Source organism: Brakhagea slesvicensis (assembly GCF_052161625.1).
Classification (GTDB): domain Bacteria; phylum Planctomycetota; class Planctomycetia; order Pirellulales; family Pirellulaceae; genus JBKCUI01.
The window spans coordinates 1,319,055-1,337,206 of record NZ_CP197412.1; the positions used below are offsets into that span (position 1 = coordinate 1,319,055).

Below are 18,152 nucleotides of genomic sequence, written 5' to 3' on the forward strand. Positions count from 1 at the left end.
CCTACAACATATCCGAACTCGGGCGAACGACGAGTCGCTACGCGGTCAACGGGAGGGGACTTGCGGCAAACTCCGAAACAATCTCGCCCCACTCACTGGGAGCTATTACCGCTCCGCTGGTCACGAGTTGAAGCCGCATGCGTCGGATGACGCCCTTTTCCATGAAACCACCAAAGGCTTTGATCGGCGCGCTGGCGTGGGAAGTGGCGTCGATCGACACATCCTTTTGATCCAGTGGATGAACAACAACCCCCGCGGTCCCGCTGCGAAAAGCTACGACGCCGGGTGTCTCGGTGGACGCCACAGATTGACTTACTCCAGCCCCACTATCGAGATTCAGAAGGAGGGTGGGATGAGCCTCCAAGGTGGATGTCTGAACACTGAGCCAAAGCTCCAAACAAAGGCGTTGGGAATCGCTCGGCATCGCACAGAAGTAGACTTGGTAAGCGAAAGGAAGTGGAGCACGCTCCGCGTAGGCAGCCACCAAATCCTCACCTCGCACATAGCAATCGGATGCGGGGTAACTAGTTTGGGCGAAATCGGAAGAGGGCGAATCCGGGCTGTTTGTTTGTGTCAAACGGGGAGTGGATGAAATGGAAGGATCGGTAGGGCATATCGATGCCCCCCAAAGATATTCGCCGTGATGGAAAAACCGAACATGCGGGTTCGATTGCAGCGCTACACGCACCATCCAATCCCCGGCTTCCCATTGGCCCTCTTGATCATGAAGGATCCAGCTCATCGGCGATTTGCTCCGTTTCCCATCCGTCGTTTTCAGATTTCTCAAAGATCCGATACGATACCCCGCAAGGGATCTGGAAACAAGAAACGAAACGTCTAACCCAACCCAAGTTTACCGATGGAATTTTCTTTATCGAATGCCTTGGTTGTCGCCAAGGATGCAGCGGTTCGAGCCGGGCGTATTTTGGACGATATGTTGCTTACCGCATCGGTGCGTGAAAAAGGTCCGAAGGATTTGGTCACCGACGCCGACATCGCAGCCCAAAAGGAAATCGAATCGGTCCTGCTGACCGCATTCCCCGATCACGTCTTCATCGGGGAGGAGAGCGGGTTAGAACTCGGAGCCCATGGACTTTCGGACGAAGCAACCTCCGGTGGAGAAACCCCGTGGACTTGGGTGGTGGATCCGTTGGATGGGACCGCCAATTATGTCCATCGCTTGCCGAATTTCGCGGTGTCGATCGCTTTGGTTCGAGGGGATGTGGTCTGGTTAGGTGTTGTTTACGACCCGATCTCCCGCGAGCTTTTCAGCGCCGTCCGAGGGGAGGGTGCCCACCTCCATGGCGTCCCCATCCACACCTCCGGGTGCCGCAGAATGGAAGACGCGATGGTCGCGGTCAGCTTTCCGCCGCAGGTTCACCGAGACTCCCCCGAAGTCGAGCAGTTTCTGAATGTTCTGGAGCAAAGCCAGAGCATCCGACGACTTGGGTCTGCGGCATTGAACCTTTGCTATGTCGCCGCAGGGAGGCTCGACGCTTACTGGGCCAATCGTCTCAAACCTTGGGATGTTGCAGCCGGGGCCTTGATCGTCGAGGAAGCCGGGGCCGTCCTTTCGGACCTTTGCGGCGAAAAGACAACGATCTGGCGAGGGGAATATCTGGCCGTGGCTTCTATTGAGCTTCAACAGTTGATGATTCAAGCCTTGGGAACGTAGGCAGCCGGCGCATTCGCTCCACGTGCTAGCAAAGGATTCAGCCGATTTTTCGGCAGGGTTTACCTAAACCGATTCAACTTCACGGACCGGCAGTTCCGATACTAGCAGCATAACCCAATTTTCTGCGTTCGTTCGGAAACCCCGAACGCATCGTGCTAAGCCTATGGGAACGGTGGAAGCGTCATTATGTCCGTGTTACAACGTACGATACGAATGTTTGTGATGGCAGCGATGGCTGTCGCGGGTCCAGTTGCCTTCTCACAGAATGGATACCATCCCTCTGCTGTGCCGATGAACTTTGACCCGGATTGGCAGTTCTTTGCTCCTGTGCAACTCCAGGATATGGAGGACCTGTCCGCCCGGCAGCGAGCGAATAAAGGGTTCTACGCAACCTACGATCGCGTCCATACCGGAGTCACCCGATCGGCAACCGAAGCTGCGTCCAATGAAATGGACTTCACCTGGGGAAATCGTTTCGATTTCGGCTGGATGAAGGAAGACGATAAGGGCTGGATGTTCTCCATCATGAACATCTCGGGTCCGAACGCCTACAACATCTATGAACAGAACCGCGTGAACGCGTTCATCGATGAAACCGATGCTGACTTTGAAGATCGAATCTACGAAATCGCCGACAGCGTCAACGTCGGCAACTACGCGAGCTTCGAAGCCAACAAAGTATGGCGGCTCGAACCCTACCGCTACGGAGGGATCCTCGAACCGATGATCGGGATCCGCTACGCACATTTCCGGGACAGCGCTCGAAACGACACGTACGACGTGGACTTCCCCATTCTGCCAAACGAATTCGGTACCGATCTCGCCGCGGAAACGCTCCTTCGAGAGTACGTGACGACGAACAACCATATGGTTCTCGGTCAAATCGGGTTCCGATACACCAAGCAGGTTCGTCGCTGGACGTTCTCGAACGACGCCAAAGTCTTCGCGGGGCACGTGTTCCAGAGCCAGGGAACGATCAACGAGTCGATCACGTCGTACTTCACCACCGATATTGCTGCGGGGGATGATCCCGTCCAACAGAACGACCGTACCGGCACCACCTACTCGGGTCGCAGCAACCAAGAATCGACTCTTGGATTCGACCTCCGCGTCGAAGGTGCCTACAAAGCGACCAAGTACTTGGACGTGCGAGCCGGTTTCCAGATGCTTTACTACGGACGAGGCATTTGGCGGGGTGCCACAGTCACCGAGGGTGGAAATCAAGATCTAAACGACCAACACTTGATCATGCCAGGCTTCACGTTCGGCGTCGCCCTCAACAGATAAGTTCCACCATCGGTTCTCGTGGCTGCGGTTCTCGCAGCCACAACCGCGATTACAATCTAAAGCCATCCTCAGCGAAGGCAACTCGGTCTCGAGTTGCCTTCGCTCGTTTTATGGACTCTTCAGCAAGCCAACACCATGAACGCTACCTACTCGCTGGATCAATGGTTGAACACACCGAACATCTCGGAAACCGCCACGCTTGGCGAGGGGCCTCAAGGGGCGCTACCCCTGACGGCGGAAATGCTCACCGATTGGTCCAGCGGTGATTTATTCGGCTGGACCCAGAACGCTGGCATGGGTTGGGATCCCCAAAAAATGCTCGGACCGCAGTTCCTCCTGCTGAGTACGCAAGGGGGTATCCGTGGCGAGGATGGTAAGCCGATCGCCTTGGGATACCATACGGGTCACTGGGAAGTGGGCCTGCTCATGCGTGCGGCCGCGGAGTGGCTGAGCAACCACGGAGGGGTTCCCTTTGCAGGCTTTGTGAGCGATCCATGCGATGGTCGCTCGCAGGGAACCGTCGGCATGTTCGACTCTCTCCCCTATCGCAACGATGCGGCCATCGTCTTTCGCCGCTTGATACGCTCCCTTCCGACACGCAAAGGGGTCCTTGGAGTCGCGACCTGCGATAAAGGTCTTCCCGCGATGATGCTCGCCCTCGCAGGCACGTCCCATCTTCCAAGCGTCGTCGTTCCGGGGGGCGTGACTCTCCCGGCCCGCGAAGCGGAAGATCTTGGCAAAGTCCAAACGATCGGAGCGAGATTCTCCCACGGCGTCATGACGCTAGAAGATGCCGCAATCGCCGGTTGCCGGGCGTGCGGATCCCCTGGGGGCGGTTGTCAATTCTTGGGTACCGCAGCAACGAGCCAAGTGATTGCGGAGGCCCTTGGGATGACGATCCCCCATGCGGCTCTCGCTCCGAGCGGTCAACCTATCTGGCTCGATATTGCTCGCAACTCCGCTTCGGCCCTGTGGGATCAAGTCGCGAAAAAGACTTCGCTCCGAGATATCCTCACCGAAGACTCCTTTTGGAATGCAATTGCCGTGCATGCTGCGTGCGGCGGTTCCACCAATCTACTGCTCCATGTCCCCGCGATCGCCTTTGCTGCGGGATTGGAACGCCCGAGCCTGGCTATGTGGACGGAAGCCAACAAGCGGGTGAAGCGGTTCGTGGATGTATTGCCGAACGGTCCCAAGTACCATCCGACGGTCAGGTTGTTCATGGCGGGTGGCGTTCCCGAGATCATGTGGCACCTCCGCGAACTCGGAATCGCGCGATGCGATGCGAGGACGGTTACCGGACACACTTGGCACGAGATTTTGGACGCATGGGGAAAATCGGATCGACGGCGAGCTGCCCGCGAGGCGCTCCAGGCCCGCGATGGGGTCGATCCAGATGAAGTCATCATTCCTCCGTCGCGCGCGCTGCAAATGGGCCTTACGAGCACTATCTGCTTCCCCACCGGTAATATTTGCCCTGAGGGCTCGGTCATCAAATCGACGGCCATCGATCCCACCGTCATCGATGCCGATGGTGTCTATCGCAAAACGGGACCCGCTCGCGTCTTTACTAGCGAAAAGGAAGCCGTCGCCGCCGCCAAAGGAAAACACCCTCAACCGCTTCAAAAAGGGGATATCGCCGTTTTGATCGGATGTGGCCCCATGGGTACCGGGATGGAAGAAACTTACCAGCTAACCAGTGCCTTGAAACACCTAGAGTATGGCAAGCATGTCGCCGTGATCACCGACGCCCGATTCTCGGGGGTGAGCACCGGTGCATGCATTGGTCATGCAGGACCGGAGGCCCTCGCGGGTGGTCCGATCGGCAAGCTCCGCGATGGGGATACCATCGAAATCGTCATCGATCGCGAATCCCTTCACGCAACGATTCATTTCATCGGTTGCGATGGCCAATCGTTTGATCCTGCACGCGGGTCGGAAATCCTGGCTTCCCGACCCATCCACCCTGGGCTGGCTCCGGACCCTCGATTACCCGACGATAGCCGGCTTTGGGCAGCGCTCCAAAAGGTAAGCGGTGGTACTTGGGGAGGCTGTGTCTACGATGTCGAACGAATCATCCAAACACTGGAAGCGGGTGAGAAAGCCCTATCCTCCACGCCATGATTCTGCTCTTGGACAATTACGATAGCTTCGTCTACAACCTGGATCGCTATCTGCAGCGCCTCGGTCATCCAACACTTGTCGTTCGAAGCGATGCGATCAGCGTTGATGCGATCGCCAAACTTTCTCCGAGCGCCATGGTAGTCTCACCGGGGCCCAAGACCCCTAACGATGCGGGGTGCTCTTTGGAGGCGATCCGTCGCCTAGGACCCACGATTCCCATCCTGGGAGTCTGTTTGGGGCATCAGGCGATCGGTCAAGCATTCGGGGGGACGGTCGTTCGAGCGCTCTGCCCTGTTCATGGCAAAGCGTCGCGCATCCATCATGCCCCCTCCCAGTTGTTCGACGGCATTCCCACTCCGTACGAAGTCGCTCGCTACCACTCGCTGATCGTCGAGCGACATTCCCTACCATCCACTCTGAGGATCACCGCTTGGAGCGACGAAGACGAAATCATGGCCCTGGAACACTGCGACTATCCTATCTATGGCGTACAGTTCCATCCTGAGTCGATCCTCACCCGCTTTGGCTACCGACTCTTGGCAAACTTCCTCCATCTTGCCGGTCTATCAAGCCGCGAGAACCTCGATGACGACTTCGGCGCACAGGAACGCTAATTCATCCGTCGTTCTAGCAGTCCACCACGTTCACTGCGAGACCACCCAGAGAGGTCTCTTTGTATTTGAGCTGCATATCGACTCCGGTTTGTCGCATGGTTTCGATAACTCGATCGAGCGATACAAAATGCTTTCCATCCCCATAGAGAACGGCGAGCCGCGCGGCGTTGATCGCTTTGGCCGCTCCCATTGTATTCCGTTCGATGCATGGAATCTGGACCAAGCCGCCGATCGGGTCGCACGTGAGGCCGAGATTATGCTCCATACCGATCTCCGCAGCATTCTCAATCTGCTCAATGGTCCCGCCCATCACCGCAGCCAATCCAGCTGCCGCCATGCTACAGGCCACTCCGACCTCTCCCTGACATCCCATTTCGGCCGCCGAAAGGGAAGCGTTTCGTTTGTAAAGAAGCCCGACAGCCCCTGCCGTCTTGAAGAATTTGTGCATCCCCTCGATGGACGAGTTGGGGTAAAAGTACAAATAGTATGCCAACACAGCTGGGATGACCCCAGCCGCACCGTTGGTCGGTGCAGTAACGACTTTGCCACCCGCAGCGTTTTCTTCGTTGACCGCCAAAGCAAACAAACTGACCCAATCCAATTGCTGCAATGGGTCGGTCAATAGCGAATCTCGCTCGGGATGATTCTCCAGCTCGCTGGGACAACCGAGATTCTCGTTGAATCGATGGGTCAACTGCTGAAAGATGCGCGGCGCCCGTCGCGAGATACCCAATGGCCCAGGGAGCAATCCAGCTGTTTGACACCCTCGATCGATACAGCGTCGCATCACCTGCCAGATCGCTCCCAACTCCGTGACGATCGCTTCCTCGCTTCGGTGCACCAGTTCGTTCGCGTCGACAATCTCATCGATCGTCTTGCCTGCCGTTCGGCACATTGCCATCAACTCCTTCGCGGAACGAAAGGGAAACGGCGCATCGGTTTGTTTCGAGTCTTCGGATGCGGTCTCGGCCACTTGAGTGGCTCGAAGGCGACTCAACTCTTCGCGACTATAGACAAAACCTCCTCCTGTTGAGAAGTATTCATCGGAGAAAAGGACTTCTCCGTTTCCGCGATTAGCCTCGAGATCGTCGGCCGACTCGTTACTCGTAACGAGCTTGATTCGGAACCCGTTGGGATGTTCCGGTAGGAAATCGTTGCGCCTCCAGAGGAGATCTCTCGATTCCAGGAACGGGAGCATTCGTTTCCCTCCCAACTGCAACGTTTGGGTCGCGCGGATGTCAGAAACCCTCTTCGCAATCCCCTCCGGCTCGCTGGTCGCCGGGAGATGGCCGGAGAGACCAGCCAGGATTGCAATGTCGGTTGCGTGTCCGATGCCAGTTAAAGCCAGCGAGCCAAAAAGTTCCACCTCCACTCGAAGGGATGCGTCCGCCACGGGCGGATGGGAACCGAGAAACTCCAAGGCTTGATTTGCAAATCGGCATGCACCCACCATTGGACCGACGGTGTGCGAACTGGAAGGGCCGATTCCGATTTTGAACAGTTCAAAGATGCTTACCACGATGCCGATTCATCCATGTCTTGAACTCGCTTCTCCAGCGCGCGAACCAGCTCCGCGGCTTCCAGCAACTGTGCGTGCATTCTCGACAGGATTTCCTCGGTCCCTCCCAAACTCTCTTCCATAAACTTGGCCGCGGTTTGATCGGACCAGGACTCCGAAACCAAAGCCTTGGCTTCACGCCAACGGCCCAGAGTGCTCTGCAGTTGCGAGATCGATCCGTTCAAGTCATGTCGGCATCGCGTGGACATTGGCTATGGCTTCTCAAGGAGGACGCTGGGGTCGGTCAAGTGGAAATAGTGTCCATGGTCTGCGGTGATGACGACAAGCGAGTCCTTCCAAAGGTCTTTGGATTCGATCCATTGAAAGATCTTTCCAATCGCCTCTTCCCCTTGCAGGACCGAACCGATGGAGCTGTCGATGTTGTTGGCGTGATTCGCCCAATCGACATCTCCCGATTCCACCATCAACCAAAAACCTTCAGGATCCTTTTCCAGTACGGAAATTGCGGCCTCGGTCATCTGAGCAAGGGATGGGTTTTCCTCAATGTCCTCTGGCTTGTAGAGCTCGCGTGTTTGTTTCGCATCGAGGGCCGTGGTGTAGTCTCCGTTGGCGGTTCGGAATGGGAGATGCCCATTCTTTGCACCGAAGAACCCGAGAAACCGATGCCCACCCTCACGAGCCTTGGCCGCTCCTTCGAACAACACCTCCGCACCCTTCCTTCCGGGTGTTCGCTGGGAGACGACATACGCGCCGCCATGGGCGATATCGACCCGCTCCCGATCCGATTCCGCCAAATAGCGATTCCCTGGAACAAAGTTCGCACCTTGGCCAGCTCCATTGGCCGCCGTTTCGCCGTACCCGCAGCCGATCACAACGTCGAGTCCAGGATGGGGATTCTCTTTCCGCGATACGCTAGGCAATCCAAGCAAATCCCGGCTAAGGTCCTGATAATCGTCTCGGCTGACATTCGCTGCGTAAGCAGCCGCGGGTGTGGCATGGCAGATGGGAACACTGCTGACGGCACCTACCGCAAATCCCTTGGTGCGCTGAGCCCAGCGGGCGATGGTTTCGACCTCTTTCATCTCGCCGTCGAGATTCACGGCCCCATTGACGGCCTTCACCCCGGCGGTGAGAGAGGTCGCGGAAGAAGACGAGTCCGTGTAGGCATGCGGAGTGATCTTCGATCGGCCGATGGGATAGTCGATATCGGTTTCTGGAACCCACGGAGCGGTTCCTCCTAATCTCGAATCATACCCCCCGAACTTGGTGAGCGGTTTGAGATTGAGCTGCGCATCGACATCCGTTTCAACCTCATCCGCATAAGGAGCCGTGACGACATAACCATAACTACTCGGTGCACCGGTGTAATCCTGAAAGAGGAGTCCGCTTCCTTTTCCTTCGGTGTAGATCTTTCCACTTTTGTAGATCGCCGCCGCTTGAGTCGATTGCCAGTCCATCCCGTCAAACACGACGAGGAAGACGTATTTCTTTCCAAGCTCCTCCATACTCTTGCGTTGCAGTCGGTAGATGTCGGTCTGATCCGCGTAGGACGCTTCAGCATTGAGAGTGTTGGGGGGCAGGCGGCCATACAACTCCTTGATCTTTTCTTCGTTCCGATAAAGGCTTCCCTCGTTCATGTAGGAATCAAAGGAACCGCCGTAGACATAAACCGGGATCAATCGATTCGAGTGGCTCGTCCAAGCGGTATAGCTTTTCGGACGGTTTCCCCAATGGCCCCAGGACGCTGTCTTGGTGCTCATAGCGGTCTCCTGCAATTGTCCGATGCGATCCAATTCTCCTGCAGGAGGAACAATCTCTGGCTCCTCCTTGGTCGTATCTGAGTCTTTCGCTTCGCTTGCTTGGGTGGACTCCACTTTGGGGGAGACCGCTTTGGGCGGATTCTGGGGGCGCTCTTGAGCCCATGCGTGAGACGGATCGACGCTGGATGAGGCGGCGAAAAGGGCTAGAGAGCCCAAAGGTAGGATTCGGAGGTGCGCTTTCATGACTTGCGATCGATAGGTAGGAGTCGGTTGGAAAGCTGTATAATCGTCGCTCGTACCTTGGTTGCCAATCCTCCTGGCGAGAAATATCCATGAAGCCACTGAGGAATTCCCTCTCCCAATTCAGGACATTTGAACGATGAAACGTCGTCCCCTTTTCTTTTTCCTCTCCGGACTCCTCGCGATCACCGCCTCTTTACCGTCGTCGCTGCTCCCTGCGGCAGAACCAACGGTGGTCAAGGTCTGGCCTGGCAAAGCGCCTGGGGTCAACGACGAGCTTCCAGAAAAGGAGTTCACCGAAGGTGGAAAGAAAATGGTCGCAGGAAATCCTATCTACCTGACTACCGACATTACGTCCCCTGAACTCGTTGTGTACCGAGCGAACGCCAATTCAGCCGCTCCAGCTGTGGTGATCTGCCCAGGCGGAGCGCACCGCTTGCTGGCATACGATTTGGAGGGGACTGAACTGGCCCAATGGCTTAACTCCCTACAAATCCATGCGATTGTTCTCAAGTATCGGGTTCCGTCGACCAATCCCGATTTCAAATGCCTTCCAGCCTTGCAAGACGCGCAGCGAGCCCTGCGTGTTGTTCGATCGAAAGCGACCGAATGGGGCATCGATCCCAAACGATTGGGAGTCATGGGTTTTTCCGCAGGCGGGGAAGTCGCGGCGCGCCTCTCGCTTCAATTCCATCAAGACCATTACGAGAAGCAAGATGAAATCGATAACCTATCCTGCAAACCCGATTTCTCGATGCTCGTCTACCCCGCTTACTTGGTAGAGAAAGACGAGTTGAAGCCGGAACTCGATCCTCGCAAGCATCCAAACGCCGCCGATCTCCCACCCTTTTTCATGGTCCACACCTGGGACGATCCCGTCACCCCTATCAGCAGCATCGCTCTGGCCAAAGCGCTCAAGCAAGTGAATAAACCATGCGAACTTCACCTTTTTGACCGAGGGGGTCACGGTTATGGCATCCGTCATATCGACGATGTGCCGGTCACCGATTGGACCCGTGCAGCCGAGCCATGGCTCAAGCTGCAGTGCAAATCCAAGAACTAAGACTCAACCGATGGAGCTGGGTTGCACCAACACGCAACAGGCCTGAAAGCAACAGGCCTGAAAGCAACAGGCCTGAATGCGACGGGTGCAACGCCACGTTCCCCTCTATTACCGCATGGCAAATTGCTACCGCATGGCGAATTGCTGCAAGGCGCCGAGGACATCGTGCATCGTCTTTTGGGACATGTCCGCCCATTGACTGGCCCGATGTCGAACGATGCAGAGCTTGAACTGCTCCAATGCATCCGCGACGTCGGGTGGCAATTCGGGTAAACTCGCAAACGGATTTCCCATGTCGCTTTCGTTATCCGCGTCCGACCAAGCGACATCTTCGCTTTGAACCCCGACACCTGCCTCGCTGTCTGATCCAAGGTCCTCTTCGCCAAAGTCGGGGCCTTCTGCAAGCGGTCCCGATGCGCTGATCCGATCGTCATCTTCCCGGTCCGATTCCACCTCGGGCTCCTCGACCAGCTGATCATAATCTCCGTCGACCTCCGAGGTGATCAACTCTTCATCTTTGGGCGCGTGTTTGGGGTCCGATCCGGCTGTCTCCCAACGCATCTTGCGCATCTGAGAAACACTCCATTCGCTGCGCACAGCTCCTTCCAGCCAGAGTTCTGCATCGTCCCAGTCCAAGGCGGCTAGAAAGTGACTCCAGTACAATCCGCTGTAAGAGCCTTGCGCGGCACCAAAACGCTCGTGAACACGTCGCAATCGCCCGACATGCTGGCTCGTAACACCACCAACTTGCTTGCTCCAAGTCTCATCGCTGTACGAACTAACAGGTGCACCGGAGTCGACCAAAGCAGCTCGCCATTCGGCGATAATGCGTCCCTTTTCCCAGTTCGTTTGGCTGACCAATGTGTTCCACTGGCCGACGAACGGTGCCGTTACCGCTTGAGATTGTTCATCGAGGACAGGCGATTCCGCATGGATGACCTCTGCCGTCGAGGACTCGATACCGATGTCGACAGCATCGACGACCGTTACCGCGACGTTCAAGCCGCTTTCGTGCTTCGCGTCAACAAGCTGCGACTCGTTTTCATCATGAATTGGCGACGTAATCATGTAGACCGTATTTGAGAGATGGGGGTTCGAACTGCTTCGCTCAAGCGAGCATCGCGACCCGTGAAGGTACCCCATCTGGTGCGCTTGCCAACAATCGAAATCGCCTCTCTTCTCCAGAAACATCGCAAACCGCGCGGAACGTGATACTTAGGAAAAGTATTCCACGCTCGATCCCGCTCAAAACGATGAGTGCGGACTGTGTAAAAGATGTCGAATACTCCGACCGCAGCGACTAGCGAAAACGGAAGGGGCCCGATGAATTGGGATTGATTATGTAACCCGATTCATCCATCAAGCTCAATGAGAGTCCCCTACTGGAGCCCAGAGCGAGACGTTCGCAATGCAAAGGGTTTCAAAACAAAACACCTACGCCAAGATGTCGTGCTGCATCGATTGAATCTGTCGATCAGAATGAGTCGCCTTCGAAGGCTCCTGATTTAGGGTTATTTCATTGCCAATGTGGCGTGCTGAGTGCCACCCAACACGCCTTCCCTCCCTCTCACACCTCAGGTTTTTGTTCATGATTCGGTTAACGATTCGAAAGACTCGGACTCGACAAGCATTTACGCTGGTCGAATTGTTGGTGGTTATCGCCATCATTGGCATTTTGGTCGGTTTGTTACTCCCTGCTGTTCAAGCGGCTCGCGAAGCGGCTCGAAGAATGCAGTGCACCAACAATCTGAAGCAATGGACCTTGGCATTGCACAATCACGCCGATGCCAAACGCGGCTTTTTCTCGATCGGCGCCAACCCGGATGTACGACGCGTTCAAAACGGCCGCACATACCTTCGCATTTCATGGCCTACCGAACTCTGGCCGTATATCGAGCAGAATGCACTGTTCGACCAATACGACTTCAATATGCACTTTTATCAAGCCCCAAATCTAGCCACCTATCGCCAATGGCTCCCCTCTTACGCGTGCCCTTCGGATATCGGTCGGGCTGATCAAGGGCAAGCGGATACATACTGGCGAGTTCTAGGCAACTACGTCGTCAACATGGGGAACACGCACTTGCACCAAAGTGCAGCGGATCAAGCCATCTTCACCGGATCGCCATTCGGAGTAGGGCACGTTTACAAAATGTCACAGATTTCGGACGGACTGTCCAACACCGCTTGCTTTTCTGAAATCATCATCGTCGGGGCGGGAACCGTGAACGATAATCGCGGTGACATTCTGAACAATGAGGGTAGCCCAGGATTCATGTCCATTCTCACCCCGAACTCCAAGAGCCCGGACCAGATCCGTCGATGCCTACCTGATACAATGAATGTCGCCAGCGCAGCCTATCGAATCACTCCCTGTTCGCAAGTCGCTGGAAATACCGAATACCAAATCGGGGCGCGAAGTCGCCATACGGGTGGAGTATCTCTTAGCTTGTGCGATGGTTCGGTTCGATTCATGAGCCAAAACATTGACCAAAACGCTTGGGTGGCTTTACTCTCCGGTCGAGGTGGGGAAGTCTCAACATTGGAAGAGTAGTCATTGCGTTTTGATGGCTCTCCTGCTAATTGATTCTGACTCCTTCTAGAAACTTCGATATGAAAACGTTTGTCTTTTGGTTACCCACATTCGCGATCCTCGGCTTCATCTCAGGATGTGGTTCACGCAATCCCGAACTCACGATCTCGGGGCATGTCACGATCAACGGTGAGCCCATCGAAGGCGGATCGATTACCTTCGTCGCCGAGGATGGAGTTGCTGCGACTGGTGGAGGAACGATCCAAAACGGAAAGTACACCGCCATCGTTATGCCTGGGCGCAAGAAAGTTCTTGTGCTGGGAAACAAGTTAGTGGGAGAAGAACCAGAATATCAGGGAGTCCCGGATAGCCCGATGCGACAGGTTTTTAAAACCGTGACCCCGGAAACATACAACGCGGCGCATCTTACCCCCCTGACCGCCACGATTGACAAATCGGAAGAGAACCTAGATTTTGCTCTAACAGGCGATCCACCGAAGCCTCAGAAGTAGCCGAAAACAAAAGGCTCTCTCATTCCACTGCTATTCACACTCCACCTTCCTAGGGATTCGCAGGCGAAACCTGGGAAGGTTATTTATTGTAGCCGCATCGGGTATTAGTGCGGGCCGCGAAGAGTGCGGTTATGTGCCATCACCGCATTGAGCTGCGCGAGAATCTGCGAATGGGGGATCACCACCGCAGGAACAGATTTTTCCAGTCGCTGCACCTGAGGATAGACTCGGTTGTTCTGTAGCACTCGGTCGACTTCTTCCTCGAGCATCAGCAACCAAGCGGGTATGTCCAACCCCACGCCCGTCGGTTCGCGCATCATCAAGTGCGCTTCTTTGACGAGCAAGTCGAATGCGCGGCTTTCTTCATTTTCACTTGCTCGCAACTGCCTGATCGCGGGGCGTATCAACGCCCGCATTCGATCGATGGTCATCGGTTTCACAAATCGCTCGTTCAATCGATCTGCAACCGTCGGCATCTTCATCGCATAAGCTTCTTGCAGCTTTTGCAGCCGTTCCAAGTACTGATCCGACTCGGGTGCAACCCGTTCCGCAAGCGCCCGGCGCCATTGCTGTGCCGAACTTTGACAGCCGGCATGCACGAGGACTTCGTGTGCCCAGAAAACCGGTTTGAGGTTCCAACAAACCCGGTCATAACGAACTCGCAGCCTCAGAAAATCCAGAAGCATGTAGAGCATCTCGCCGCGGTCGGATTGCGTGGTGGTGCTGTTGTAGTCTTTGTATTCGGCATAGTGATCGATGATCGCTTCGAATACGACCGACAGCCACCGTTGCGCTTCCTCGATCGTGATCTCCCCCGACTCGAGCGCATCGAGCAGTGGAGCCAGCTCCTCGCTGTCGCGGTTCTCTAACGCATGTCCGAGATACTGCCCAACACCTTGATGAAGAATGGCACGTACGTTCGAAAGTTTCAAAAAGCCTTGGGTAAACAGTCCCTTGCCATACTTTTGGATGAAGGTGCAGAGCTGCTTCCAAGAACCGGAACCGTCGATGGTCTCCAGCACACTCAATCGCAAGGTCCGCGAATGGGATAGCCAACTGCTCAACAGGATTTCAGTGAGCTGCTCCAGCAAGGGGACCAAAAGATCTTGATCTGGTTCTGGAGGATTCATGTCCACCAAAGCATCGAGTTCGAGGGACTCCAGTTTCGGTTTCTTTCCGCTAAGAGCCCTTCCAGCCCTCTTTTCGCGAACGACGTTGGTTTTCGGATCCGATTGCCAGTGGTAAGCGTTGCGAACCAAACATCGCACCATCGACTTGAATGCGATCTGGAACAAGTCATCGAATTCGGTCACGGCCCCATGTCCGACCGGATTGCTGTGTTCCATGTGCCGGGCCGTATCCACCAACCTGCAGGCCTGGTAGAAGAGTCCCTGTCGAGGGAGCCACGTGAGCAAGTGGCTCAGTGCACGTCGGCGAACACGCGCGATCAAAATCTCTCGTGGATCCCCACCGCGGGCCAAGGAAACATAAAGCAGCTTCTGATCACGGAGGACAGAAATGAAGTCCGGGAAGACATCCTCCACCCGGCTTCGCCTGCCCGCCATCAAATTGCCAAATAACTCGACTGTCAGCAATTCATCGCGAGGTGCATTGCCGAGAAGCGATGCGATGCTCTCTTTGTTATCGGTCAATGCGAGAACGGCACCGATCAGCAACCGGCTCGCATCGGCGGTCTCTACGGCTGTCGCCAGAATCCTCTCCATCAAAGACTCTTTGACGACACGTTTGCGATCATACCGAGCCATCGAATCCGTGTCGGTACCGCCGCGAGCGATGGAATACGATTGAACTTGATCCAGCAATCGTATCAATCCATCCCGATTGGCGAGACAATGCTCGCTCCACCTTTGTAGGGCCTCGACAATCTGTGCTTTGGTTTTGCAGTCCTCGTCTCGCTGCGATTGAAGCGTTTGCAGGGACTGAGATACCAGCTTCCACATCTGGGCCAAGGCGACGAGAAAAGTGAGATGCTCTCCCAATCGCTTCGACTCCGCGATCAGTTCCTCGGAGGTTCCTTCGTCCTGCTCAAAAATGGGGCCTTCGACACCATCGTCGGTGCTGTCTTCGTACGTCACCCCTTCGTAGGCGGCGCCGTAGAGGGAGGGCGCGGCGTCGTCGTCTCCCTCCTCATCCTCTCTCCCCGCCGCTAATAAATCCTGGTCTTTCTTCGGCCGCTTCTTGTTGGTTTTCTCAGCCAATCGAAAGTCGGGAACGCCCCAGTATGACTCACCGTTCGCTTCCAAATAATCGAAGAACTTTTCGATCGTCGGCCATTTCGATTCGTCGAATGATTCGATTTTGGGAGCGTCCACCGCAGCTCCGGAGTGCTGAAACTCCATAAGCTGCTCCAACCACGTTCGCGCCAGATCGGAGTAGGAGGTATTCCCGCTTTGAAGACCGACCCGCCCTGCCTGGCTAAGCCAATGCACTAGCAAAGCCATCGCGCCGATAAAGTCCTTGCGGTCCAACAAGGCCTCAATGACCAACGCATAAGCTTTCGGGCTATCGAACAGCTCCGCGTGCGGGGCCCAAAATCGAATGTCTCCCGCGCTCGCGACCCCTTGATGCCACAGACGCAACGCTCGCGATACCAATTGCGAACTTTCGAGCGCATCCTGTGGATCCGTCGCCGACACATCGCCGACTTGGTGCGCCGCGTATTTACGCCACCAATTTGCGATCGTGCGAAATCGCTGCTCTGTTCGCGAGCACATTTCTTGCTCGTCTGTCGCCGACCCCTCTCGCCATAGACGGGACATGAAACCGAAGAGCTGCTCCATGATTTGGACAAGCTCTTCGACACGCTCGTCCGAGACGGTCGAATCCGTTCCAACAAACCGGGGGAAGTTTCCTGAAAAACCAAGGATATTCCATGGATCGACCAAAGCGCCACACTGGATACCACGTTCGATCCAGTCGAAGATTTGATCCGGAATCTCCGCAGCACTTTGAAACTCGCCCCGCCGAAGGAGCTGGTTTCCAATCGTCAACAGACAATCGATTCGACACAATATGCGTGCGGAGGGGACCTGCACATCGTCCGACTCTTCCTTGGCCGCGTTGGCACTCCCCATGCGTGCAAAGATGCGGGCTAGCTGAACATGCTCCAGCTGAGATGCTCGCAGTCGTGCCAGGTTCGTATTGAGCTGCTGACGTGCTCCACCCAAGGGTTGACGGCGTATGGCAGCTTCGGCTCGCAGGCGTTCCAGATGCGGACCGGTAACGGAGTCTAAAAACTCGGTGTAAAAATGATCGCGATAATTCGCGATATGCCCCAACAATTGGATGAGCGTGGTGTTGGACGAGAATGCGTTCGCGTTCCCGCCAGAAATTCCAGACGCCATCAACATGGTGCCAGCCAATACCGCAGCGGCTTCCGTCAGCAACTGGTCGCGAGGCAACTCTTTTTCCTGCATCACCCTGGCCAGCAACGCATCCACGGTGACTTGCTGGAGCACGAATCGTCGGTAATTGGCGTCCCCGTCCATGAGATGTGGGTCCCATTGGCCAAAATAATAATTCGGCCGTTTGTTGACCGGATGATCAAAGTCATAGGCTCGCGGATCCAATGCCAACTCGTCGAGATGATCGGGATCGAACTGCGCATCCCGAAGAATCTGCGGCGACGTATTCTTTAAGATCGCCAACGCGCGCGAAATGATCTCGTAGTAAGGCCCAAAGGCGACGCCCACATCCCGAATGTAAAGGGGAATCGGTCTCAACCATTCGTGCGGATACGGTTCCAACCGACGGCCTTCCAAGACCGCGACCGGCCGATAGCCGACGTAATCATTCAATGCGTCGATCGCGCCGGTAACGATGCGATCAACGTCCGCCCACGGAGCACCTTGTTGCAAAACGGCTTCGATGGCCCGGCCCAGAAACAATCCGTTGAACAACCCCTCGGGCTCTTGGTGGAAAAGCAGATCGCTGTGGAAATCCAAATACTCGGGGAGCAGGTGCAGCCAGACGATCTGCAACACTTGGTTCGCTTGATCGCTCTCGCGAAAGATCTCCTTCTCGGATCGCAACCCTACCAAACGGTCCTGCAACCACTGCTGGATCGTCATCCAAGGTGGGAGCCCCGTGAACGGCTTGAACTGCTCCGGTGCCCCAGCGACCGCCAAACTATAAAGACGATTGAGCGCGGCGAGCGATTTGGGATCGGATTTGCCGGAAGAAAAATTTAAGTATCCGAGAACATGGGCCAGGTCCTCGTCCCGTCGATCCACGTTTCCTGTGTTCGTCACCCGTAACTCCCTCACCAAGCGTGCCAAGACATCGCTAATGGTAAGTTCCTACTCCCAATCGCGGAAGCCGCAATAGCCCGCAAGCTACCTGGCGACCGGGAGATTTCCCACCCGTAATTGGGTGGTCGGTTCTTTCGCCATGCCCGATACACTACGGCGAACGCCGAGCAGAAATCAGAAAAACCCCTGGCTATTCAGATCTTGGGGGAGAATCCGGATTGGACGAACTCGGTGGGTCCGAGGTGACCGTCGCTTTCGGGTGCGTTTTGTTCCAGAATTTAACCCCAGCCCGGATCTCGCGGAGATGCACCCAATGTCCATGCGTTTTACTGGTGCTCGAGACCATTGTCTCAGGAGAAATCTCACCCTTTTCAATGCGATGGAGGAAATCGGATTCGGCGATCGGGCCAATTTTTTTGCTTCCTAAGAATCCCTTCTTCATAAAGAACCAGTCGGCTGACATTTCCTGACTCCCCCTGGGTAGGACCTAAAACGGCGGCGGGTGATAGCGGACGTCACAACTTACTAACCCTCCATCCTAGGCTTCGGGGTGG

14 protein-coding genes are annotated in these 18,152 nt (G+C 55.6%); 7 read left to right on the top strand and 7 right to left on the bottom strand.

What is annotated here, in order from left to right:
- Positions 1-37 precede the first annotated feature (37 nt).
- Entirely contained in the window at positions 38-742 is a 705-nt protein-coding gene (locus SH467x_RS05065) for a hypothetical protein (protein ID WP_482370203.1), read from the bottom strand.
- 117 nt (positions 743-859) lie between these two features.
- Here SH467x_RS05065 and SH467x_RS05070 point away from each other — a divergent pair, with 117 nt between their 5' ends.
- From SH467x_RS05070 to SH467x_RS05085, 4 genes are all read left to right on the top strand, one after another.
- The gene (locus tag SH467x_RS05070; protein ID WP_482370204.1) at positions 860-1,675 is read left to right on the top strand and encodes an inositol monophosphatase family protein; all 816 of its coding nucleotides are present in this window, start codon (positions 860-862) and stop codon (positions 1,673-1,675) included.
- 186 nt (positions 1,676-1,861) lie between these two features.
- Complete coding sequence (locus SH467x_RS05075; protein ID WP_482370205.1) at positions 1,862-2,962, top strand: BBP7 family outer membrane beta-barrel protein; 1,101 nt, start codon at positions 1,862-1,864, stop codon at positions 2,960-2,962.
- Between the two features lie 135 nt (positions 2,963-3,097).
- A complete protein-coding gene (locus tag SH467x_RS05080; protein ID WP_482370206.1) occupies positions 3,098-5,086 on the top strand; it encodes a YjhG/YagF family D-xylonate dehydratase in 1,989 nt (662 codons plus the stop codon).
- Entirely contained in the window at positions 5,083-5,700 is a 618-nt protein-coding gene (locus SH467x_RS05085; protein WP_482370207.1) for an anthranilate synthase component II, read from the top strand. The genes SH467x_RS05080 and SH467x_RS05085 overlap by 4 nt, the downstream gene beginning before the upstream one ends.
- Positions 5,701-5,713: 13 nt before the next feature.
- Here SH467x_RS05085 and SH467x_RS05090 read toward each other — a convergent pair whose 3' ends face one another.
- The 3 genes from SH467x_RS05090 to SH467x_RS05100 are packed head-to-tail and all read right to left on the bottom strand — an operon-like array spanning position 5,714 to position 9,222.
- Complete coding sequence (locus SH467x_RS05090) at positions 5,714-7,219, bottom strand: L-serine ammonia-lyase (RefSeq protein WP_482370208.1); 1,506 nt, start codon at positions 7,217-7,219, stop codon at positions 5,714-5,716.
- On the bottom strand, positions 7,213-7,467 hold the full coding sequence (locus SH467x_RS05095) for a hypothetical protein (protein WP_482370209.1): 255 nt from the start codon (positions 7,465-7,467) through the stop codon (positions 7,213-7,215). The genes SH467x_RS05090 and SH467x_RS05095 overlap by 7 nt, the downstream gene beginning before the upstream one ends.
- Positions 7,468-7,470: 3 nt before the next feature.
- Positions 7,471-9,222, bottom strand: coding sequence for an alkaline phosphatase (locus SH467x_RS05100; protein WP_482370210.1), 1,752 nt, complete (start codon positions 9,220-9,222; stop codon positions 7,471-7,473).
- A gap of 136 nt (positions 9,223-9,358) precedes the next feature.
- Here SH467x_RS05100 and SH467x_RS05105 point away from each other — a divergent pair, with 136 nt between their 5' ends.
- Entirely contained in the window at positions 9,359-10,282 is a 924-nt protein-coding gene (locus SH467x_RS05105; RefSeq protein ID WP_482370211.1) for an alpha/beta hydrolase, read from the top strand.
- Positions 10,283-10,408: 126 nt separating this feature from the next.
- Here SH467x_RS05105 and SH467x_RS05110 read toward each other — a convergent pair whose 3' ends face one another.
- Positions 10,409-11,350, bottom strand: coding sequence for a hypothetical protein (locus tag SH467x_RS05110; protein ID WP_482370212.1), 942 nt, complete (start codon positions 11,348-11,350; stop codon positions 10,409-10,411).
- A 520-nt stretch (positions 11,351-11,870) separates the two neighbouring features.
- Here SH467x_RS05110 and SH467x_RS05115 point away from each other — a divergent pair.
- Positions 11,871-12,836, top strand: coding sequence for a DUF1559 family PulG-like putative transporter (locus SH467x_RS05115; protein ID WP_482370213.1), 966 nt, complete (start codon positions 11,871-11,873; stop codon positions 12,834-12,836).
- Positions 12,837-12,895: 59 nt separating this feature from the next.
- Positions 12,896-13,327, top strand: coding sequence for a hypothetical protein (locus tag SH467x_RS05120; protein ID WP_482370214.1), 432 nt, complete (start codon positions 12,896-12,898; stop codon positions 13,325-13,327).
- 104 nt (positions 13,328-13,431) lie between these two features.
- Here SH467x_RS05120 and SH467x_RS05125 read toward each other — a convergent pair whose 3' ends face one another.
- A complete protein-coding gene (locus SH467x_RS05125; RefSeq protein ID WP_482370215.1) occupies positions 13,432-17,598 on the bottom strand; it encodes a hypothetical protein in 4,167 nt (1,388 codons plus the stop codon).
- Positions 17,599-17,788: 190 nt separating this feature from the next.
- Positions 17,789-18,061 carry a DUF4339 domain-containing protein gene (locus SH467x_RS05130; RefSeq protein ID WP_482370216.1) on the bottom strand — a complete coding sequence of 91 codons (273 nt, stop codon included), beginning with the start codon at positions 18,059-18,061 and terminating at the stop codon, positions 17,789-17,791.
- Between the last annotated feature and the right edge of the window lie 91 nt (positions 18,062-18,152).